The 21405-nt window shown below is 65.3% G+C and carries 23 protein-coding genes; 16 read left to right on the top strand and 7 right to left on the bottom strand.

Annotated elements, in window-relative coordinates:
* Positions 1 to 80: 80 nt before the first annotated feature.
* From rpsM to N5I32_RS11410, 15 genes are all read left to right on the top strand, one after another.
* Positions 81 to 449, top strand: coding sequence for a 30S ribosomal protein S13 (gene rpsM / locus N5I32_RS11480; RefSeq protein ID WP_261495837.1), 369 nt, complete (start codon positions 81 to 83; stop codon positions 447 to 449).
* A gap of 15 nt (positions 450 to 464) precedes the next feature.
* Complete coding sequence (gene rpsK, locus N5I32_RS11475; protein ID WP_066809277.1) at positions 465 to 854, top strand: 30S ribosomal protein S11; 390 nt, start codon at positions 465 to 467, stop codon at positions 852 to 854.
* 120 nt (positions 855 to 974) lie between these two features.
* A complete protein-coding gene (locus tag N5I32_RS11470) occupies positions 975 to 1991 on the top strand; it encodes a DNA-directed RNA polymerase subunit alpha (protein WP_261496016.1) in 1017 nt (338 codons plus the stop codon).
* 118 nt (positions 1992 to 2109) lie between these two features.
* Positions 2110 to 2529: a 50S ribosomal protein L17 gene (gene rplQ, locus N5I32_RS11465; protein WP_261495835.1), complete on the top strand. Its 420-nt coding sequence runs from the start codon at positions 2110 to 2112 to the stop codon at positions 2527 to 2529.
* A 435-nt stretch (positions 2530 to 2964) separates the two neighbouring features.
* A complete protein-coding gene (locus tag N5I32_RS11460; RefSeq protein ID WP_261496015.1) occupies positions 2965 to 3576 on the top strand; it encodes an autoinducer binding domain-containing protein in 612 nt (203 codons plus the stop codon).
* Between the two features lie 59 nt (positions 3577 to 3635).
* Positions 3636 to 4223 carry an acyl-homoserine-lactone synthase gene (locus N5I32_RS11455; RefSeq protein WP_261495834.1) on the top strand — a complete coding sequence of 196 codons (588 nt, stop codon included), beginning with the start codon at positions 3636 to 3638 and terminating at the stop codon, positions 4221 to 4223.
* A gap of 55 nt (positions 4224 to 4278) precedes the next feature.
* Positions 4279 to 5589: a replication-associated recombination protein A gene (locus tag N5I32_RS11450; RefSeq protein ID WP_261495833.1), complete on the top strand. Its 1311-nt coding sequence runs from the start codon at positions 4279 to 4281 to the stop codon at positions 5587 to 5589.
* Between the two features lie 111 nt (positions 5590 to 5700).
* A complete protein-coding gene (crcB, locus tag N5I32_RS11445) occupies positions 5701 to 6078 on the top strand; it encodes a fluoride efflux transporter CrcB (RefSeq protein ID WP_261495831.1) in 378 nt (125 codons plus the stop codon).
* A complete protein-coding gene (locus N5I32_RS11440) occupies positions 6075 to 7121 on the top strand; it encodes an RluA family pseudouridine synthase (RefSeq protein ID WP_261495829.1) in 1047 nt (348 codons plus the stop codon). The genes crcB and N5I32_RS11440 overlap by 4 nt, the downstream gene beginning before the upstream one ends.
* Positions 7118 to 7789 carry an HAD-IA family hydrolase gene (locus N5I32_RS11435; protein WP_261495827.1) on the top strand — a complete coding sequence of 224 codons (672 nt, stop codon included), beginning with the start codon at positions 7118 to 7120 and terminating at the stop codon, positions 7787 to 7789. The genes N5I32_RS11440 and N5I32_RS11435 overlap by 4 nt, the downstream gene beginning before the upstream one ends.
* Positions 7786 to 8502: an ATP12 family chaperone protein gene (locus N5I32_RS11430; protein WP_261495819.1), complete on the top strand. Its 717-nt coding sequence runs from the start codon at positions 7786 to 7788 to the stop codon at positions 8500 to 8502. The genes N5I32_RS11435 and N5I32_RS11430 overlap by 4 nt, the downstream gene beginning before the upstream one ends.
* A 218-nt stretch (positions 8503 to 8720) precedes the next feature.
* Positions 8721 to 9737 (top strand): amino acid ABC transporter substrate-binding protein, encoded by a 1017-nt coding sequence (locus N5I32_RS11425; RefSeq protein ID WP_261495818.1) that lies wholly within the window; start codon positions 8721 to 8723, stop codon positions 9735 to 9737.
* A 137-nt stretch (positions 9738 to 9874) separates the two neighbouring features.
* A complete protein-coding gene (locus N5I32_RS11420; RefSeq protein ID WP_261495817.1) occupies positions 9875 to 11152 on the top strand; it encodes an amino acid ABC transporter permease in 1278 nt (425 codons plus the stop codon).
* Between the two features lies 1 nt (position 11153).
* Entirely contained in the window at positions 11154 to 12632 is a 1479-nt protein-coding gene (locus N5I32_RS11415; RefSeq protein ID WP_261495816.1) for an amino acid ABC transporter permease, read from the top strand.
* 10 nt (positions 12633 to 12642) lie between these two features.
* A complete protein-coding gene (locus N5I32_RS11410) occupies positions 12643 to 13437 on the top strand; it encodes an amino acid ABC transporter ATP-binding protein (RefSeq protein WP_304504771.1) in 795 nt (264 codons plus the stop codon).
* A 51-nt stretch (positions 13438 to 13488) separates the two neighbouring features.
* On the opposite strand, the gene N5I32_RS11405 is transcribed toward N5I32_RS11410, so the two are convergent.
* The 3 genes from N5I32_RS11405 to argB are packed head-to-tail and all read right to left on the bottom strand — an operon-like array spanning position 13489 to position 15532.
* Positions 13489 to 14007: a SixA phosphatase family protein gene (locus N5I32_RS11405; RefSeq protein ID WP_261495815.1), complete on the bottom strand. Its 519-nt coding sequence runs from the start codon at positions 14005 to 14007 to the stop codon at positions 13489 to 13491.
* Positions 14004 to 14657 (bottom strand): ferredoxin, encoded by a 654-nt coding sequence (locus N5I32_RS11400; RefSeq protein ID WP_439648188.1) that lies wholly within the window; start codon positions 14655 to 14657, stop codon positions 14004 to 14006. The genes N5I32_RS11405 and N5I32_RS11400 overlap by 4 nt, the downstream gene beginning before the upstream one ends.
* Positions 14654 to 15532 carry an acetylglutamate kinase gene (gene argB / locus N5I32_RS11395; RefSeq protein WP_261496010.1) on the bottom strand — a complete coding sequence of 293 codons (879 nt, stop codon included), beginning with the start codon at positions 15530 to 15532 and terminating at the stop codon, positions 14654 to 14656. Before argB ends, N5I32_RS11400 begins: the two co-directional genes overlap by 4 nt.
* Positions 15533 to 15666: 134 nt before the next feature.
* On the opposite strand from argB, the gene N5I32_RS11390 reads away from it, so the two are divergent.
* Positions 15667 to 16398 (top strand): SDR family oxidoreductase, encoded by a 732-nt coding sequence (locus N5I32_RS11390; protein WP_261495814.1) that lies wholly within the window; start codon positions 15667 to 15669, stop codon positions 16396 to 16398.
* 87 nt (positions 16399 to 16485) lie between these two features.
* Here the strand turns inward: N5I32_RS11390 and yihA are convergent, their stop codons facing one another.
* From yihA to N5I32_RS11370, 4 genes are all read right to left on the bottom strand, one after another.
* A complete protein-coding gene (gene yihA, locus N5I32_RS11385; protein WP_261495813.1) occupies positions 16486 to 17136 on the bottom strand; it encodes a ribosome biogenesis GTP-binding protein YihA/YsxC in 651 nt (216 codons plus the stop codon).
* Positions 17133 to 17891 (bottom strand): MOSC domain-containing protein, encoded by a 759-nt coding sequence (locus N5I32_RS11380; protein ID WP_261495809.1) that lies wholly within the window; start codon positions 17889 to 17891, stop codon positions 17133 to 17135. The genes yihA and N5I32_RS11380 overlap by 4 nt, the downstream gene beginning before the upstream one ends.
* Complete coding sequence (yidC, locus tag N5I32_RS11375; protein WP_261495803.1) at positions 17888 to 19732, bottom strand: membrane protein insertase YidC; 1845 nt, start codon at positions 19730 to 19732, stop codon at positions 17888 to 17890. Before yidC ends, N5I32_RS11380 begins: the two co-directional genes overlap by 4 nt.
* A 123-nt stretch (positions 19733 to 19855) precedes the next feature.
* Positions 19856 to 21379 carry a putative bifunctional diguanylate cyclase/phosphodiesterase gene (locus N5I32_RS11370; RefSeq protein WP_261495802.1) on the bottom strand — a complete coding sequence of 508 codons (1524 nt, stop codon included), beginning with the start codon at positions 21377 to 21379 and terminating at the stop codon, positions 19856 to 19858.
* Between the last annotated feature and the right edge of the window lie 26 nt (positions 21380 to 21405).

Below are 21405 nucleotides of genomic sequence, written 5' to 3'. Positions count from 1 at the left end.
AGCCGGCCCGCGACATGACACGGGCCAAGTTGTGAAAAAAGGTTCTGGCGCTACGGAACCGCAACGAAAGGACAAAACGCGTGGCACGTATTGCTGGCGTCAACATCCCGACGGGGAAACGCGTCCCCATCGCCCTTCAGTACATCCATGGCATCGGCCCCGATGTCGCCCGCAAGATCTGCGCGGCGGTCAGCATCGACGAAGCCCGCCGTGTGAACGATCTTTCCGATGCCGAAGTTCTGGCCATCCGCGAACACATCGACGCGAACTACACGGTCGAGGGCGACCTGCGCCGTGAAGTCACCATGAACATCAAGCGTCTGATGGACCTTGGATGCTACCGTGGCCTGCGCCACCGCAAGAACCTGCCGGTTCGCGGCCAGCGCACCCACACCAACGCCCGCACCCGCAAGGGCCCGGCGAAACCGATCGCCGGCAAGAAGAAGTAAGGGGAGGGTTCAGATATGGCACGCGACAAGACCCGCATGAAGCGCAAGGAGCGCAAGAACATCGCCGCCGGTGTGGCGCATGTGAACTCCTCCTTCAACAACACCAAGATCCTGATCTCCGACGTCCAGGGCAACGCGATCGCGTGGTCCTCGGCCGGCACCATGGGTTTCAAGGGCTCGCGCAAGTCGACCCCCTACGCCGCCCAGATGGCCGCCGAAGACGCGGGCCGCAAGGCGCAGGAACATGGCGTGAAGACGATCGAGGTCGAAGTTCAGGGCCCGGGTTCGGGTCGTGAATCCGCGCTGCGCGCGCTGGCGGCCGTCGGTTTCAACATCACGTCGATCCGCGACGTGACGCCCATCGCGCACAACGGCTGCCGTCCGCCGAAGCGTCGGCGCGTCTGACACGACTTTGTGGCGGCCGGGGTCGGGCACAATGTCCGGCCCCGGTCCGCTTTCGCGTTTTATCCTCGGGCGTTCCCGGTATTCGGACATGTGCCGGGAACAGGTATGGAGGCAGACCTCATGATCCACAAGAACTGGGACGAGCTGATCAAGCCGGCGCAGCTTGACGTGCGGCCGGGCAACGATCCGCAGCGCCAGGCCGTCGTCATCGCCGAGCCGCTGGAGCGTGGCTTCGGCCTGACGCTCGGCAACGCGCTGCGCCGCGTGCTGCTGTCGTCGCTGCAAGGCGCTGCGATCACCTCCGTCCAGATCGACAACGTCCTGCACGAGTTTTCGTCCGTCTCCGGCGTGCGTGAGGACGTGACCGACATCGTCCTCAACCTCAAGGGCGTCAGCCTGAAGATGGAAGTCGAAGGGCCGAAGCGGCTGTCGATTTCGGCCAAGGGCCCGGGCATCGTGACCGCCGGCGACATCTCGGAATCGAACGGGATCGAGGTTCTCAACAAGGACCATGTGATCTGCCACCTCGACGAGGGCGCGGACCTGTTCATGGAACTGACTGTGGACACCGGCAAGGGCTACGTCGCCGCCGACAAGAACCGGCCCGAGGACGCGCCGATCGGCCTGATCCCGATCGATGCGATCTACTCGCCGGTCAAGAAGGTCAGCTACGAGGTTCAGCCGACCCGCGAGGGGCAGGTGCTCGACTACGACAAGCTGACCATGAAGATCGAAACCGACGGCTCGCTCACGCCCGAAGACGCGGTGGCCTATGCCGCGCGCATCCTTCAGGATCAGCTGGGCATCTTCGTCAACTTCGAGGAGCCGGAATCGGCCTCGAAAGGCGAAGTGGACGACGGGCTGGAGTTCAATCCGCTTCTGCTCAAGAAAGTCGATGAGCTTGAGCTGTCGGTCCGTTCGGCCAACTGCCTCAAGAACGACAACATCGTCTACATCGGCGATCTCATCCAGAAGACCGAAGCGGAGATGCTGCGCACCCCGAACTTCGGCCGCAAGTCGCTGAACGAGATCAAGGAAGTGCTTTCGGGCATGGGCCTGCACCTTGGCATGGAAGTCGAGGACTGGCCGCCGGAGAACATCGAGGATCTCGCCAAGCGGTTCGAGGACCAGTTCTGATATCGGAAGGGCGCGGCTTGATCCGCGCCTGACCTGCTACCCGGGCAATCCCGCCCCAACGACGCCAGTCCAACGCAGGCTGGCAACACAAAGCAAAACGATACGATAGGAGATCACCATGCGTCACGCCCGCGGCTATCGCCGCCTGAACCGCACCCACGAACACCGCAAGGCCCTTTGGGCCAACATGGCCGGTTCGCTCATCGAGCACGAACAGATCAAGACCACCCTCCCGAAGGCCAAGGAACTGCGCCCGATCGTCGAAAAGCTGGTCACGCTGGCCAAGCGCGGCGACCTGCACGCTCGTCGCCAGGCTGCCTCGCAGCTCAAGCAGGACGCGCTCGTGGCGCGCCTCTTCGAGGTTCTGGGCCCGCGCTACAAGGACCGTCAGGGCGGCTACCTGCGAATCATGAAGGCCGGGTTCCGCTACGGCGACATGGCCCCGATGGCCATCATCGAGTTCGTGGATCGCGACCCCGCCGCCAAGGGCGCTGCCGACAAGGCGCGCACCGCGGCCGAAGACTCCGTCGAAGCCTGATTCGGACAGGCGCGGCCGGACCTGGATCCGGCCGCACGCTCAAGTCACCGGAATCAAAACGAAAACCCCCGCAGTACGAGCTCTGCGGGGGTTTCTGTTTGTTGGCCATACGGGCCAGATTCACACACTCAAGCACTCAGAAACGCTGATTCGTTTCCTGGTTCGATCCTATGTTGGCCGTCGTGGTCCATTCGACACGCAAGCCGATCAGGTCTGGCAGCAGACCTTTCGCAACCGGAGTTGCACCCACAAACTCCAACACCCGTACCGCACCAACATGTCCCGCAGTTTCTTGCCCCTCTTTCAAGGGGCCGGGTTGATCGCTGCAACTGCAACACTTTCAACCTGCTGGACATGCTTCATAATTTACAGTTGACCGCGCAAAAGGCAACTTGTCTAAAAGGACATGTCCATAGGGTAACTCATTCAATCATCATGTCCTTGCGTTCCGGTATAGAACTTCATCTTCACCGCCTCTCCCTGATGTCTCCGGGCGGATTTTTCTTTGCCTTGCACATCCGTTTCGCGCTGCCGCTCCTGCACCACCAGACCTATCCAAGGGAATGGACGGATCGCTACACCGAAGAGGCTTTCGCACTGCGCGACCCGATCATCGCCTGGGGTTTCAGCACCACCGGCACCGCCCGCTGGAGCGAGATCACCATCCCCGACCCGTTCGACATCCTCGGCCAGGCGCGGGAATTCGGCATGATCTACGGTTTCGCCGTGGCCTGCGGCCCGATCAAGTCGCGCACGATCGCGTCTGCAAGCCGGTCGGACCGCGAATTCACCGATGCGGAGATCGAAGCCTTCGCCTCGATCATCACCAATCTCCACGACATGACCGAGCCGCCGACGAGGCTGTCGAAGGCTCAGGTCGACGCGCTGCGGTTGATTGCCGACGGTGATCGCTATGCCGCCGCAGCAGCGAAACTGAAGATTTCCGAAAGCGCGCTGAAGGCCCGTCTGAACTCCGTTCGGCAGGCTCTTTTGGCGCGCACAACTGCGGAAGCAGTACAGCGTGCACGTGATTATCGGTTGATCTGAAAAAAGAAGTCGTGTTCACACGGACTTAGAGCTAAACAAGAGGCGGGCTACGGTGGGCAATGGAAAGCACGACCCTCTCTTTTGCTAATCTGCACAACCATGGCGAGCTTTTCGCCAACTTCATGCGTGCGCGACGACAGTCCTTCATCGTGCACAAGAAGTGGAATCTGCCCGAGGCGATGGGGATGGAGTACGACCAGTACGACACCCCCGCCAGCCGCTGGCTGGCTGTCCATGAATATGGCGAGGTCCTGGGCGGGCTGCGGATGACGCCGACCACAGCGCGCTGCGGGATCTACAGCTACATGATTCGCGACGCGCAGCGCGGTCTTCTGGATACAATCCCAAGCGATTTGCTGGATTTCGAAGCGCCTGTAGACCCACGCATCTGGGAGGTCACGCGCGGTTTCGTCATGCAGTCCGTTCCCGCCTCGATCCGGCGCGGTGTCCATTTCCGGATGGTGCAGGAAATGTCCCGCACCGCACGGGAATATGGCATCACCCAGATGCTGGCGTTGCTTCCGACGAACTGGACCCGGTGGGCCGCGCGCTGCCGCCTTGACATGAGCGCGGCCGGGCGGGTCATGGACCTGGACGGGATCGACTATCAGGCGGTCTCGATCCGCTTCGCCTCGACCCTGCACTGAGGTCCGGCGCACCTGCGCCCTTCCGCCCGTTGCTGCGGGGCGGTAATGTCGCGCCATGGCCGATCTCTTCGACACCGATGCGACACCCCCTGCGACCGTGGCCGCCCGGCCGCTTGCAGACCGTCTGCGGCCCCGCAGCCTTTCAGATGTCATCGGGCAGGAAAAGGTTCTGGGGCCCGAGGGGCCGCTCGGGTCAATGCTGGCCGCCCGAAGCCTGTCCTCGCTCGTGCTCTGGGGCCCGCCTGGGGTGGGAAAGACCACGATCGCGCGCCTTCTTGCCGATGCGACCGATCTGGAATTCGTCCAGATCAGCGCGATCTTCACCGGCGTTCCGGAACTCAGGAAGGTGTTCGAGGCCGCACGGCTCCGGCGTCGGCAGGGTCGCGGCACCCTGCTCTTCGTGGATGAGATCCACCGCTTCAACAAGGCCCAGCAGGACGGGTTCCTGCCTCACATGGAAGACGGAACCATCCTTCTGGTCGGCGCCACCACCGAGAACCCGTCGTTCGAGCTCAATGCCGCGCTCCTGAGCAGGGCCCAGGTCATCGTTCTGGATCGTCTGACGCTGGCCGATCTCGAACGCCTGGCACAGCGGGCGGAACGCGAACTCGGCCGCGCCCTTCCCCTGCGCCCCGAGGCGCGTGAGGCGCTTCTGGAGATGGCCGACGGCGACGGGAGGGCGCTTCTGAACCTGGTGGAACAGGTGGCCGCCTGGCAACCGGACCAGCCGCTGACGACCGAAGCGCTTGGCCAGCGCCTGATGCGGCGCGCGGCCAAATACGACAAGTCCGGAGAGGAGCACTACAACCTCATCTCCGCGCTGCACAAGTCGGTCCGCGGCTCGGACCCGGACGCGGCACTCTACTGGTTCGCCCGCATGCTCGAAGGGGGCGAAGACCCCCGCTTCCTCGCCCGCCGCATCACCCGCATGGCGGTCGAGGATATCGGACTGGCCGATCCCCAGGCCCAGACGATCTGCCTGCACGCCTGGGAGACCTATGAGCGTCTGGGCAGCCCGGAGGGCGAACTGGCGCTCGCGCAGGCGGTGACCTACCTTGCCCTCGCGCCCAAGTCGAACGCCGGCTATGTCGCCTACAAGGCCGCCCGCGACGCCGCCCGCCGGACCGGCTCGGAGCCGCCGCCAAAACACATCCGGAACGCGCCGACCAGGCTCATGCGCGAACAGGGCTACGGGGCGGGTTATGCCTACGATCACGACGCCGAAGACGGGTTCTCTGGCCAGAACTACTTCCCCGAAGGGATGCGCCGCCCGGTCTTCTACCAACCGGTGGAGCGTGGGTACGAACGGGAGTTGCGCAAGCGGCTCGACTGGTTCGCCAGGCTGCGCGACAAGAGGAAGGAATGAGGCTTTCATTCTGGCCGAAATACTCCGGGGGGTGAATGCCCGCAGGGCAGAGGGGGGCAGCGCCCCCCCTAACCGGTTGACATTGCCGCGGCCCCGCCACAGGAAGGCGCCATGATCCAGACCCTGTTCCAGGTGGCCCTTGGCGGCGCGATCGGCGCCTCGGCCCGATACATGACGAATGTCGCCGCGATGCGGCTCATCGGCCCGGGCTTTCCCTGGGCGACCGTGATCGTCAACGTGTTCGGCTCGTTCCTCATGGGTGTCATCGTTGTGGCCCTGGCCCACAGGGATGCCAACCGCCTCGCGCCGTTCCTGATGACAGGGATCCTCGGCGGCTTCACCACCTTCTCGGCCTTTTCGCTCGATGCGCTGACGCTGTGGGAGCGTGGGCAGGCCGGTGTCGCGGCGCTTTATGTCACGGGGTCGGTCGTCCTGTCGCTGGCGGGCATCGTCGCGGGCATGTCCGCCGCGCGCTGGGTCTTCGCATGAGCGTGCAGGTCCTGACCGTGGGCGAGGATGAGGGCGACATCCGGCTCGACCGCTGGATGAAGCGACAGTTCCCGCAGGTAACCCAGGGCGCCATCGAAAAACTGTGCCGCACCGGCCAGATCCGGGTGGACGGCGGGCGCGTCAAGGCGTCAACGCGCCTGTTGCCTGGCAACCAGGTGCGCGTGCCCCCGCTGCCGCAACCCGAGGCGCCCCCGGAACGGGTTGCGACCCCGGGCCTGCCCGAGGCCGACGTCCGCCTGATCCAGTCGGCGGTCCTGTGGAAGGACGAACATGTCATCGCGCTGAACAAGCCCGCCGGGCTGCCCTCGCAGGGTGGGTCGGGGCAGGGGCACCGCCATGTCGACGGCCTGACCGAGGCGCTGAAGTTCGGCTACAAGGATCGCCCGAAACTGGTCCACCGGCTGGACAAGGACACCTCCGGTGTTCTCCTGCTTGCGCGGACCGACCGTGTCGCGCGCGCCCTGTCAGAGGCCTTCCGGTCGCGCACGACGCGCAAGATCTACTGGGCGGCCGTCGCCGGCGTGCCCTCGCCACGGATGGGCACGATCCGCTTCGGCCTTGTCAAGGCGCCGGGCCACGGCCGCGGCGGCGAGGGAGAGAAGATGCTCGCCATCCACCCCTCGAAGGTCGACCAGACCGAAGGCGCCAAGCGCGCGACGACCGACTATGCGGTGATCGACGCGCTAGGCAGCCGTGCGGCCTGGGTCGCGCTCGTGCCGGTGACCGGGCGCACGCATCAGCTTCGCGCGCACATGGCCGAGATCGGCCACCCCATCGTCGGCGACGGCAAGTATGGCGGGTCAGGGCAGGAGAACCTCGGCGACGGCTGGGGCGCCCAGCTGGGTGGCGAGATCAGCCGAAAGCTGCACCTGCACGCCCGTTCGATCAGCTTCGACCATCCGGTGACCGGCAAGCGGATCACGCTGACCGCGCCCCTGCCCGACCACATGAAGCGGACGTGGAAGACGGTCGGCTGGGCCGAGGGCGATGCTCCGGCCGATCCGTTCGAGGAGACGGCATGACGGCCCGCAAGCTCGTCGTCTTCGACGTGGACGGCACCCTTGTCGACAGCCAGGACCATATCGTCGCGGCCATGACGGCAGCCTTCGACGCGGTGAGCCGCCCCCTGCCAGCGCGGGAGGTGGTGCTTTCGATCGTGGGCCTGTCGCTCGGGCAGGCGATCGCGCGGCTCCTGCCCGATTGTGCAACCCCGGAACAGGAAGCGGCGACGCAGGCCTACAAGACGGCGTTCGGGCAATTGCGGGCGGGCCACCTGTCGCCGCTTTTTCCCGGCGCGGCGGACATGCTGGCCGCGCTTGGCGCGCGGGACGATGTGCTGTTGGGAATTGCCACCGGCAAGTCGCGCCGGGGCCTCATGCATATCCTTGAGGCGCATGGCCTGTCCGGGTGTTTCGCGAGCTGTCAGGTGGCTGACGACCATCCGTCCAAGCCGCATCCCTCCATGCTGCTGGCCGCGTTGGCAGAAACCGGCGTGGACGCGCGCGATGCGGTGATGCTTGGCGATACGACCTATGACATCGAGATGGCGCGGGCAGCCGGGATGCCGGCCATCGGCGTTTCCTGGGGCTATCACCGACCCGATGCGCTGCGCGCCGCGGGGGCGGGGCGCGTCCTCGACGCCTTTGGTGATCTGCATGCGGCCCTTGCCGATCTGTGGGGGGCGTCATGAGCGGGTGGAAGTCGAAACGGTTCTGGACCGATGCCACTGTCCGCCCGGCGGAAGGTGGCTGGGGGGTCTGGCTCGACGCCCGGCAGGTGAGGACACCGGCCAAGGCACCCCTGATCGTTCCGACCGAGGCGCTCGCCCGTGCCATCGTCGCCGAATGGCAGGCGCAGGTCGGGGTGATCGATCCCCTGTCGATGCCCATGACCCGCGCGGCGAACGCCGCGATCGACAAGGTCACCCCTCAGTTCGCGGAGGTCGCGGACCTGATCGCGGCCTACGGCGCGTCTGACCTTCTGTGCTACCGGGCCGAGGCGCCCGAGGCGCTGGCCGAGCGGCAGGCCGCCGCCTGGGAGCCGATCCTGGACTGGGCCGAAACCCGCTTTGCCGCGCCGCTTCGGCGGACCCGGGGGGTCGTGCCGATCGTGCAGCCCACGGAAAGCCTGGCAGCCCTGTCGCGAGAGGTGCATGCGCAATCGCCCTTCACGCTGACCGCGCTGCACGAATTCGTGGGGATTTCCGGATCTCTCCTCCTCGGACTCGCGGTTCTGCATGGCCGCCTGTCGCCGGATGAAGCCTGGACATCGAGTCGAATCGATGAGGACTGGCAGGCGGAGCTTTGGGGTGCGGACGAGGAAGCGCAGGCCGCGGCAGCGAAGAAGGCCGTGGACTTCAAGTCTGCGCATAATTTCCTTAAACTTCTCGACGCGTCGGCTTGAACGATCTTTCCCGCATGAATCCGGGACCTTCGCCTGTTTGGGCTAACATGGACAAAACACTTGACGTAGGGGCGCCGATTCCGGATCGCGGCTTGACGCCAAGGACGGAATATTCTCAAACTTGTCGCTATTGGAGTTAGCCACTCCAACAAGATCATCCGGCCTCAAGGCCGAACCAGAACCGCCCGGACAGGGTGGAAACCCAGGAAGAGGTAAAAATGAAAAAATCTGTAATGCTTGGCACGCTGGCGGCTTCGGCCCTGCTGGCCGGGTTCGCATCGGCCGGGACGCTCGATGACGTCAAGGCGCGTGGCGAGCTGATCTGCGGTTCGAACACCGGCCTGACCGGTTTCGGCGCACCCGATGCGAACGGTAACTACCAGGGCTTTGACGTGGCGATCTGCAAGGCGCTTGCCGCGGCCGTGCTGGGCGACGCGAACAAGGTCAAGTACGTGCCGACCACGGGTGAGACCCGCTTCACCGCGCTCGCCTCGGGCGAGGTCGATCTTCTGGTCCGCAACTCGACCTGGACCTTCTCGCGCGACAACGACCTCAAGCTCGATTTCGTCGCCGTGAACTACTACGACGGCCAGGGCTTCATGGTGCACAAGGATCTGGGCGTTTCGTCGGCGAAGGAACTGGACGGCGCGACGATCTGCATCCAGACCGGCACCACGACCGAGCTGAACCTTGCCGACTTCTTCAAGTCGAACAACATCAGCTACACGCCTGTAACCGTGGCCGACGACTCCGAAGCCCAGCGCCAGTATCTGGCCGGTGCCTGCGATGCGTTCACCACCGACGCCTCGGGCCTTGCCGCGACCCGCGCCACGCTGCCGGATGCGGAAAACCACATCATCCTGCCCGAGATCATCTCGAAAGAGCCGCTTGGCCCGGTCGTGCGTCATGGCGACAGCAACTGGGGCGACGTCGTGCGCTGGACCTACTACGCGCTCGTCGCGGCTGAGGAAAAGGGCATCACCCAAGCCAATATCGAGGAAGTCGCCGCGTCGACCAACGACCCGGAAGTCAAGCGCATCCTCGGGCTTGAGGGGGATCTGGGTGCGATGATGGGTCTCGACAAGGAATGGGGCAAGCGTGCGATCGCGGCTTCGGGCAACTACGGCGAGATCTTTGCCGCCAACATCGGCGAAGGTACCTCGATCGGCCTGGCCCGCGGGCTGAACGCGCTCTACACCCAGGGCGGCCTGCAATACGCCCCGCCGTTCCGCTGATCGGCCGGAAAGACCGGGCGCGCCGTAAGGCGCGCCCTTTTCGTCAAGCGAACAGAACGATCGGTTCAGCGGGGGCGACAGAATCCCGGCGGACCGGGGCCCGGTACTGAAAACGGGCTATCGTCGGGGAGAATTTCATGGCTTATGTCGCAAGCGTGCCGAAGGAATCCTTTCGGCTGAGCATGCTCGTCTATGACACGCGCTACAGATCCTACACGATCCAGATCGCGGTTCTGATCCTGTTCCTGGCCTTCCTTGGCTGGCTCCTGAACAACACGATCGTGAACCTCGCGGCCAAGGACAAGGACATCAACTTCAGCTTCCTGTTCCAGCGCGCAGGCTACGACATCGATCAGCAGCTGATCCCGTATACCAACGACAGCACGCACGGACGCGCGCTGTTCGTCGGGCTTTTCAACACCCTCATAGTTGCCTTCTTCGGCTGCATCCTGGCGACCTTCATCGGGGTTTTCGTGGGGGTCCTGCGGCTTTCGAAGAACTGGGTCGTGTCGCGCCTGATGACGGCCTATGTCGAGACATTCCGCAACATCCCGCTTCTGCTCTGGATCATCCTGGTCTTCGTGATCTTCTCGGAAACCGCCCCTGCGCCGAGGGACTTCAGGGCAACCGACGAGATGGTGGCGGCGGGGCAGACCCCTGCGGCCTCGAAGATATTCTTCGACTCGATCGCGGTGACCAACCGCGGCACCAACATCCCGCGCCCGTTCCTCGATCATCCCCTGGGTCATGTCAGCGTCCTTGACGTGCCGATCAACCTTTCGGTTGTCGCGGCCCTGGCCCTGATCGCCGTCTGTGTCTGGATCAATCGCCGGCTGCTAGCCCATGCGAAGGCGGTTCAGGAAGAAACCGGCATCCGGCCCGTCGTCTGGTGGAAAAGCCTGCTGATCCTCTTCGTCCCGATCATCGTGTTCCTCTACGCGCTCGGGTTTCACCTCGAGTACCCAGAACTCAAGGGGTTCAACTTCCAGGGCGGGATCAACGTCGCGCATTCCTTCACGGCGCTTCTGATCGCCATCTCGCTCTACACCGGCGCCTTCATCGCCGAGGCGGTTCGCGGCGGTATCCTCGCCATCTCGCGCGGGCAGACCGAGGCGTCCTATGCCCTTGGCCTGAGGCCGGGCAAGACCATGCGCCTGATCATTCTGCCGCAGGCGCTGCGTGTCATCGTGCCGCCCCTTATCAGCCAGTATCTGAACCTGACCAAGAACACGACGCTTGGCATGGCGATCAGCTATCTGGATCTGAAGGGAACCCTGGGCGGGATCACCCTGAACCAGACCGGGCGCGAGCTTGAATGCATGCTCCTGATGATGGCGATCTATCTGGTTCTGAGCCTGATCATCTCGTCGGGCATGAACGTCTTCAACACCGCCATGAAGCTGAAGGAGCGCTGACATGCCGACCAAAGCGGCCTTCGTGCGCAAGGACATGCTGGCTCCGCAGGAGCCGCCCGTCTCCGAGCGTGGTGCAATCAAATGGGCGCGGGAAAACCTGTTCTCGGGCCCTCTCAACACCTTCCTGACCATCGTCGGCGTGCTTGCCGTGTTCCTGATCGTCAAGTCGGCGCTTCCCTGGCTTCTGAACGGGGTCTGGAACGCCAACTCGATGGCGGAATGCCGCGAGATCGTCGCGGCCCGACACGGAGAGGGGGCGACCGGGGCCTGCTGGGCCATGGTGCGGGAACGCTGGCACCAGTACCTGTTCGGCTTCTATCCGCAGGAACTGTTCTGGCGGCCGACGATGGCCTTCGGGCTCATGTTCGTGGCGCTGGCGCCGGTTCTCTACTTCGGCAATCGCACGATCAATATGCGCATGACCGCGGTGGCGGGCGTGCTGACGATCCTCGCGCTTGCCGGTGTTTCCGCCTCGTTCCCGCAGACGATCGCGGGCAGCGAAGCCGGGGGCCTCGCGCTTCTCGCGGCCGTCATCGTCTTTGCCGGCCTGACGGCGGTGGCCTGGATGGCGCCGCGGCGGCTTCTGATCCTGACCCTGCTCTATCCCGCCATCGGCTTCTACCTTCTGTGGGGCGGCTCGATCTGGGGTCCCGTGGGCGCACTTGCCGGGTTTGCGATCCTGGCGGTCGTCTACAACCTGACGAAGGCCCAGTTGGGCGTCGTCGTGGCGACGGGCGCGGGGGTCGTGGTCGCCGCGATCTGGTGGCTTGTGGTCCAGTCGCATGTCACCGGCGCGCTGCACTCGATCCTGCCGCTGGGAACCGCGCACGTCGATTCCGACGAATTCGGGGGCTTCCTGCTGGCCTTCGTGATCGGGGTGACGGCGATCGCCGCTTCGTTGCCCATGGGCATCCTGCTGGCGCTTGGCCGCCGGTCCGACATGCCGCTGATCAAGGCCCTGTCTGTCGGGTTCATCGAGTTCATCCGTGGCGTTCCGCTGATCACGATGCTTTTCACCGCATCGCTGCTCTTGCAGTACTTCCTTCCGCCGCGGTCGAACTTCGACCTGATCTTGCGCGTGATCATCCTCGTGACCTTCTTCTCGGCGGCCTACATCGCCGAGGTGATCCGGGGCGGCCTCGCCGCGTTGCCGCGTGGGCAGTACGAGGCGGCCGACGCGCTCGGCCTCGACTACTGGCAGGCGCAGCGGCTGATCGTCATGCCGCAGGCCCTGAAGATCTCGATCCCGGGGATCGTCTCCTCGTTCATCGGTCTCTTCAAGGACACCACCCTTGTCGCGCTTGTGGGCCTGCATGACCCCCTTCAGGGTGTCACCAAGGTCGTCCGTGCCGCGATCGAATGGAAGGGCATCTACTGGGAGCCCTACATCTTCGTCGGCCTCATCTTCTTTGCCTGTTGTTTCAGCATGTCGCGGTATTCCATGTACCTCGAACGCAAGCTGAAACGCGATCACCGTTAAGGAGGTTCCCATGTCGGACCCGCATGCCATCACCCGTGAGATCGACCGCAGCCACATGCAAGTGTCGGACGAGGTCGCGATCCAGATCACCAGCATGAACAAGTGGTACGGGGCGTTCCACGTGCTTCGTGACATCAACATGACGGTGAATCGCGGCGAACGGATCGTCATCTGTGGCCCTTCAGGGTCGGGTAAGTCCACCCTGATCCGCTGCATCAACCGGCTGGAGGAGCATCAGTCTGGCCATATAATCGTGGATGGGACCGAACTGACCAACGACCTGAAGAACATCGACAAGGTGCGCTCCGAAGTCGGCATGGTGTTCCAGCACTTCAACCTCTTCCCTCACCTGACGATCCTGGAGAACTGCACGCTCGCCCCGATCTGGGTCCGCAAGGTTCCCAGGAAGGAGGCAGAGGAAACCGCGATGCACTACCTGTCGAAGGTGAAGATCCCCGAACAGGCGCACAAGTATCCTGGCCAGCTTTCGGGCGGCCAGCAGCAGCGGGTGGCAATCGCGCGGTCCTTGTGCATGCGCCCCCGGATCATGCTGTTCGACGAACCGACCTCGGCGCTTGACCCGGAGATGATCAAGGAGGTGCTCGACACCATGATCGAACTGGCCGAGGAGGGGATGACCATGCTTTGCGTCACCCACGAAATGGGCTTTGCCCAGGCCGTGGCCAACCGCGTGATCTTCATGGATCAGGGCCAGATCGTCGAGCAGAACGAGCCGAAGGAATTCTTCAACAACCCGCAGTCCGATCGGACCAAGCTGTTTCTGAGCCAGATCCTCGGGCACTGAACGGCCAGAATAACGGGCCGTCCCCCTTTCAGGGGCGGCCCGCTTGCTGGGTCAGTCGCGACCCGAAGGAATGAAGAAGTCGAGCACCGATCCCTGGCCGGACGTCACCCCGCTCCAGCCCGGTGTGTCGAAATCGACAACCAGCGTGGCCCCGGTCGGATAACGCGCGAAATCAGGGTCCACCGGAATGCGCGCGGGCAGCGCGGCGGCAAGCGCGGCGATGCCCGGATTGTGGCCGATCATCATGACGCACTCGCCCGTCGCCCCGTGCAGCACGTTGAGCATCGTCTCGGCGTCGGCGTGGTAGAGCGTATCCGGATACTCGACGCTTGGCATCACCTCGAGCGGGGCGGCGGCGACCGTGGCCCAGGTCTCGCGGGTGCGCGCGGCGGGTGAGCACAGAACCTGGTCCGGCTCATATCCGCGCGAGTTCAGCCATTCGCCAAGCTCAAGCGCCGCGCGACGACCCCGCCGGTTGAGAGGCCGGTCGAAATCCTGAAGCTTCGGATCGTCCCATGCGGATTTGGCGTGGCGCGTCAGGATCAGGCGGCGGTGCCCGGCGGGTGTCATCTGTGAAACTGCCTCATATGGTATTCGGACTGCTCAGGCAGCCTGCCATAGGCTTGCGACACCGGGCAAGCGCGGCGAACGTGGCAGCCACCAGAAAGGCAGTTTCCCCCGGCGGGGGTGTCCAGAAACGCGTGGCAGGCCGCGACGTCGTAGCCTTCGCCCACAAGCGCCCGCGGCGGGCAGGCATCGAGGCAGGGTTTCCCGACGCAGGTGTCGCAGGGGCAGGCGGGTGCCGGCGGCAGGGAGAGACGCCCCTTGATCGCGATCGCTCCGCGGTAGCTGACCCAGAGCCCGGCACTGTCATGGACGAGGATGCGCACGGGCGAGGCCCAGGCGCGGCCAGACCGGAGCGCCCAGCGGAAGAACGGCGGATAGGGCGGCCCGTCGGAGGGAAAGATGGCGGTGCCGCCAAGCCGGGCTGCCAGCGCGCCGAGGACACGCTTCGACCAGCGGTCGACCGGGTCGGGTTGCGCGTCCTGCCACTCGGGCTGGGCGGTCAGGTGAGGCCAGAATCCGGGCTCCGCAGGGCCGAACAGGACAATCGTTCCGGTGCCCTCCGGCGCGTCGTCGCCTGCGTCGGGATGCAGCGCGCCGAACACCGCCAGCCGGTGCGGTTCTGCCAGCGCCGCGATCTCGTCCAGCGTCGTCACTGCCCGCGCGGCTTCACGCGCGGCTCGGTCGAGCGGATGATGGAGCCCGCGCCGTGGTCGGTGAACAGCTCCAGCAGGCAGGCATTGGGGACCCGCCCGTCAAGGATCACCACCGCACGCACCCCGGCCTCAAGGGCTGCGAGCGCGGTTTCGGTCTTGGGGATCATGCCCCCCGCGATTACGCCGCGCGCCGTCAGGTCGCGGACCTCTTGCGGGGAAAGCTGGGTCACGACCGACCCGCTTTCGTCCTTGACGCCGGAAACGTCGGTCAGAAGAAGCAGCCGATCGGCTTTCAGTGCGCCGGCAAGGGCGCCGGCGGCGGTGTCTCCGTTCACATTGAACGTCTCGTTCTCGTTCCGCCCCGTCGCAACGGGGGCCACGACCGGGATCATCCCCGCCCCGAAAAGGTCGCGCAGGATCTGCACGTTCATCTCGACCGGGCGGCCGACGAAGCCCAGTTCGGGGTCGTCGGGTTCGCACACGATCAGGTCGTCGTCCTTGCCCGAGATGCCGACGGCGCGGCCACCCTGATCGTTGATCGCCTGGACGATCCTTTTGTTGACGAGGCCGGACAGCACCATCTCCACCACCTCGACCGTGGCCTTGTCGGTGACACGCTTGCCGCGGACGAATTCGGACTTGATACCCAGCTTGCCGAGAAGATCGTTGATCATCGGACCGCCGCCATGCACGACGACCGGATTCACGCCGACCTGGCGCATCAGGACGATGTCGCGCGCGAATTCCGCCATCGCCGCATCGTCGCCCATCGCATTGCCGCCGAACTTCACGACGACAACGGCGCCGGCGTAGCGCTGAAGGTAGGGAAGCGCTTCGGAAAGCGTCCGGGCGGTGGCGATCCAGTCACGGTTCATGTCTTGCTTTCTCATCGGCATCCCCGGGGGTTCGTCGCGTTTGTTAGCCCCTCGCAGCCCCCCTGCCAAGGGCTTTGGAGGAGTTGCCTTTCGCCCGCGATCGCATAGGTTTGCCGCGATGGAAGGAGAAGGGCATGGCCGAACAGAAGACATTGCTGCTGACGGGTGCATCGCGCGGCATCGGGCACGCGACCGTGAAGCGCTTCGCCCGCGAAAGTTGGCGCATCCTGACCTGTTCGCGCCATCCTTTTCCCGAAGGCTGCCCCTGGGGCGGCGGGCGTGAGGATCACATCGTGATCGACCTGGCCGATCCGGCGGCGACCATGGCCGCGATCGAGGTGATCCGCGCGAAGGTGGGGGGCCGGCTTCATGCACTGGTCAACAATGCCGGTATCTCGCCCAAGGGTCCGGGCGGCGGCCGGCTGAATTCGATCGACACCGACCTGCGCGACTGGGGCAAGGTCTTCCACGTCAACTTCTTCGCGCCCATCGTGCTTGCCCGCGGGCTGAGGGAAGAGCTGTCGGCGGCGAAGGGCGCGGTGGTCAACGTTACCTCGATCGCCGGAAGCCGGGTGCATCCCTTCGCAGGCGCGGCCTACGCGACGTCCAAGGCGGCGCTGAAGGCGCTGACGCGCGAGATGGCGCATGACTTCGGGCCCCTCGGCGTGCGGGTGAACGCCATAGCACCGGGCGAGATCGAAACCTCGATCCTGTCGCCGGGGACGGAGAAGATCGTCGAGGGACTGCCGCTCAGGCGCCTCGGTCAGCCGTCCGAGGTGGCCGATGTGATCTGGTTCCTGTGCACGGACGCGTCGAGCTATGTCGCCGGGACCGAGATCGAGGTGAACGCGGGCCAGCACGTCTGAGCGATTTCGCCCGCATGTGCGGGCGACCCGCCGGAGGGGCGTTGCCCCTCCCGACCTCCCCGAGGCATTTGCGGCAAGATGAAGGAGCTATTCGAGTGCGGCGATGAGGGCGCGAAGCGTTTCGATCCCGTCGCCCTTTTCCGATGAGGTGAGGACGATTTCCGGATAGGCCGCCGGGTGCTTCGCAAGCGCCGCCCGAACCTGGGCGAGTATCTTGTCGCGGTCCTTGAGCGAGACCTTGTCGGCCTTGGTCATCACCACCTGGAAGGTGACGGCGGATTTGTCGAGCAGGGTCAGGATCTCCTCGTCCACCGCCTTGATGCCATGGCGCGTGTCGATGAGGACGAAGGCGCGGCGCAGTGTCTGGCGGCCGGAGAGGTATTGCTTGAGCAGCGCCTGCCACTTCTTCACCACCTGAAGCGGCGCCTCGGCAAAGCCGTAGCCGGGCAGGTCGACGAGGTAGGGGCCGCCCGGCGTGGTGAAGTAGTTGATTTCCTGTGTTCGCCCCGGCGTGTTGGAGGCGCGCGCAAGGTTGCGGCGCCCGGTCAGCGCATTGATGAGGCTGGACTTGCCCACGTTCGACCGGCCGGCAAAGCAGACTTCCAGCCGGTCGGCGGGGGGCAGGCCGTCCATCGCGACGACACCCTTGAGGAAGCCGACATCGCCGGCAAAGAGCAGGCGGCCGCGTTCGCGGGCGAAGTCGTCGGGTTCCGGGGCGAGGGGGAAGGAAAGGGTCACAGCACGGTCACCGCATCGCCGAGGGTGAGATCGCCGGAGCGCGTGACCACGGCATAGGTGCCGAAATCCTGGTGACACCAATGGGTCTGGAGGGCTGACAAGGTGTCGGTATCCGACACGCCGGTGTCGGGGTTCACGGTGGTCGCCTTGCAGCGGGTGATGCGCTGGCGGATCTCCAGCTCGGCGCTGCCGATCCGGATGCGGGCGCCGATCAGGTCAAACTCTGCGAAGGGGGGCAGGCCTTCGATCCACAGGTTGCCGCGGAAGCGGTGGGGTGACAGATCCCGGCCGGCGCGCGCGGAAAGCTCTCTCAGCGAGGAGAGGCCGAGGACCGAGATGAAGGGGTCGGGCCAGTCGGTCATCGCCTGGCCGGGGACGCGGCCGACGAAGGTCGGCGCGGGCCGGTCGTCCGGCCAGAGGGGGGAGAGCCAGTCGAGGAGCCTTTGCGCATCCGACGCGTCGTCGGGCGCGACGGAGATGGGTGCCGCGTCCGGATGGGTCAGCGTGACCCGGCGGCTCCCGGCGTCAGTCACCGCGCGGATGGTCATCAGCCGGTGGCCGGTCACGCCCCTGAGGAAGTTGGTCTTCGGCGCCCATTCGGCAAGCGTCCGGCCGAACTTCGCCTTTTCGTGTGCGACCGCCCATTCGCGGTCGAAGGGAAGCGCCCGCCCCTCGGTCAGGGAAGCGTCCACGATCTCCTCATAGCCGACGGACTTGATCGGATGACGGCAGATGAGGGCGAGCTGCGCGGTCATTTGCCCGTCGGGCCGCGCTTTATCCCCGCCTTGATGTTGCCGAAGAGGTCGGGGCGTTTCCCGTGCATCGTCATGATCGTGTACTGCTGGGCGAAGGTGATGGTGTTGTTGGTGATCCAGTAAAGCACCAGGCCCGAGGCGAACGATCCCAGCATGAACATGAAGATCCACGGCATCCAGGCGAAGATGGCGGCCTGGGCGGGGTCCGTCGGTGCCGGGTTCAGCTTCTGCTGGAACCACATCGAGATGCCGAGAAGGATGGGCAGCACGCCGAGCGAGAAGATGAAGAACAGCGACCCCGGTTCCGGCGTGGCCCAGGGCAGGAGCCCGAAGAGATTGAGGATCGAAGACGGATCGGGGGCGGAGAGGTCACGCAGCCAGCCGACGAAGGGGGCCTGATACAGCTCGATGGTGACGTAGATCACCTTGTAGAGCGCGAAGAAGATCGGAATCTGCAGGAGGATGGGCAGGCAGCCCGAGGCGGGATTCACCTTTTCCTTCTTATAGAGCGCCATCATCTCTTGCTGAAGCTTCTGGCGATCGTCGCCGGAGCGGGCCTTGATCGCCTCCATCTCGGGCTGCAGTTCCTTCATCTTCGCCATCGAGATGTAGGACTTGCGTGCCAGCGGGAAGACCAGCGTCTTGATAACGAAGGTCAAGGCGATGATCGCCCAGCCCATGTTGCCGATGACCTCGTGCAGCACGTGCAGCAGCCAGAACATCGGCTTGGTCAGGAAGAAGAACCAGCCCCAGTCGATCGAGTCGATGAAGCCCTGGATCTTCGGGCGGGCGGGGTCGGGGTTTATGCCCGCCAGCCGGTCGAGCCAGCCCGGCGTGTTTTCGTAGCGCTTGATTGTTTCCCATTCCTTGGCGCCGGCAAAGAGCATCGTCGTCGCTTCGGCGCGGGCGCCGGGCGCGACCTCCATCACCGGAAGCCGGGTCTCGGCCTGGTAGATGTCGTTGGCGGCGGCATAGCGCACGACCGAGGTGAAGGCTTGGCCGGGCGCGGGGATCAGCGTGGCCATCCAGTACTTGTCGGTAAAGCCGATCCAGCCGTCCTGGGTAACGTCGATGATCTCGGCGTTGCCTTCGCCCTCGACCGGGGCGAGGTCGGGGATGTCGTCGTACTTGATTTCCTCAAGCGTGCCGTCGGCGCCGCGCACCAGGCCTTCGTGCAGCACGTAGATGCGCTGGGCGTCGGGAATGCCGTGGCGGGCGATGATGCCGTAGGGGGCAAGACGGACCGCTGCGCCGGTGGTGTTCTCGACCGACTGGGTGATGGTGAACATGTAGTCCGCGTCGAGCGATACAGTGCGCCGGAAGATCAGACCCGCGCCGTTGTCCCAGCTGAGCGTGACCGGGGTATCGATCGACAGTTTCGCACCCTCGGGCGCGGACCAGATCGTGCGGGCATCTGGCACCAGTTTGGGATCGAGCCCGCCTGCGGCCTGCCAGCCATAAACGGCATAATAGGGTTTGGCGGAACTGTCCGCTGCGCCGCCGACCGGGGCGAACAGCCGCACATCCGCAGAGTCGGCTTCAAGCGTTTCCTTGTAGTCGCGCAGCTGCAGGTCGTCGATCCGGCCGCCGGCCAGCGACAGCGAGCCGAGCAGGCGCGGTGTGTCGATCGTGACCCGCGGCGCAGACGCGGCAGCGGCCGCCTCGGGCGCGGGCGTGGTCTGCGCCGCCTGCGGCGCGGGCGCCGGCGCGGTCGCCGCGACGTCCGGCGCGATCGAGGTATCGGGCTGCGGCATCGGTGGAGTGAAGAAAGTGTACCATACGAAGATGACCAGTGCCGAGAGCACCGTCGCGAGAATGAGGTTCTTGTTCTGATCGTCCATCGGGGACACACCACCAGTCAGCCGAGATCAGCGCCGGTTCAACAGAACGGGCGCTGAAAGGTCAAGCGGTTTCCTGCGATGCCGGAAGAGCGGTGCCCCGAGGGCAGTGCCGTTCGGCGCGGATCAGAGCTTTCGGAGCGTCTGGGGCGCACCGAAGTTCGTGCGCCGCGACGCGATCCAGCCCGGCACCTCTGGCGCAGCCATCGGGCGGGCAACGACGAACCCCTGGACGTGGTCGCAGCCGAGCTGCGCGAGCAGCGCGTGCTCTGCCGGGGACTCCACGCCTTCGGCAACCGTCTCGATCCTGAGCCGCTCCGCCATCGACAGGACGGCGGCGAGGATGCGCTGCTGTTCTGCATCGCGGTCGATGCCCGAAACCAGGGAGCGGTCGATCTTCAGGCGATGGATCCGAAATCTGCGGATCGCCGCGATCGACGCGTTTCCGGTTCCGAAGTCGTCCAGGTCGATCCGGCAGCCAAGTCTCACCAGCGCTTCGAGATTGCGGGCAACTATATCGTCGCCGCCGGTCGAAGTCACGGATTCCAGGACCTCTATGCAGAGCCGGGCGGGTGCAAGATCGAAGCGGTCGAGTTCCCAGCGCAGCCGGGTAACAAGCCCGGGGTCGCGCAGTTCGTCATGCGTGAAGTTGACCGAAACCGCCGGAACGCGAAGGCCAAGGCGATCCCACTCGGACAGCGCCCGAAGCGACCGGTCGATCATGACGTCGCCCAACCGCTGCGACAGTCCGGCAGCGAGGACAGCAGGCAGGAACTCCCCCGGGCCCAGTATGCCGCGGTCGGGATGGAGCCACCGCGCCAGCGCCTCGAAACCGGTGACCACACCTGAATCGGCCGCCACCTGCGGCTGAAAGTACGCAACGATCTCGCCCGAATCGAGCGCGCCTTCGATACGGGTGCGGCAGGCGCTGCGATCTGCGGCTCCGCGGGCAATCTCTGCGCTGTAGGCGCGCAGCGCCCCCTCGCCGTGGCGCTGCGCCTCTTCCTGCGCAAGCTCCGCCGCGGCCAGAAGGGTGGCGGCATCCCGCGCGGGCAGGCGCGAGGGCATCGCGAAACCGGCGCTGGCGGAGATGTGGATGGTGGTCGCGTCGATGCTAAGCGGTTCTGCGACGGCGGCCTGCAGGCGGGTGGCAATCTGGATCGCCGCTTCGAGGTTCATCCGCGCGGGCGCGACGGCAACGGCAAACCTTGGCCCTTCAAGCCGCGCGACGACGTCATGCTCGCGCAGCGCGGCCCCCAGCCGCTCGGCAATCTTGCGCAAGACGCGGTCGTGAACGGCCTGGCCATGCAAGGTGACAAGCGTCGCCGCGTCGTCGAGGCCGAGCACGACGCATCCGCAGTCCCGTCCCGCGATGGGCCCGCCGTCCAGATGGCCTGCGAGCACATCGACCATATGAGGGCGGAGCGCCGCGCCGCTGACAGGATCGCTGCCGCCCTCTGCCATGGGCGAAGGCCGGCGCACGAAGGACAGTGTCAGAAGCGGCAGCAAGGACATCGCCAGGGCCGGAAAAGGCGGCACCCGCATCCACAGGCAGAGAAGGGCAGTCGCGACCCCGAGGAGAGAGGCGCGGCCGGGCCGGCCAAACCGCCGGTCCAGGCGGGTCAGCGCGTTTACGGGAAAGGCGGTCATGGCGCATCCGAAGCAAGCGGGCCGGT

The sequence above is a fragment of the Albidovulum sediminis genome, assembly GCF_025380365.1.
Lineage (GTDB): Bacteria > Pseudomonadota > Alphaproteobacteria > Rhodobacterales > Rhodobacteraceae > Albidovulum > Albidovulum sediminis.
The sequence above is the reverse complement of the archived record's forward strand: the minus strand, read 5'-3'. Positions and strand labels throughout refer to the sequence as shown.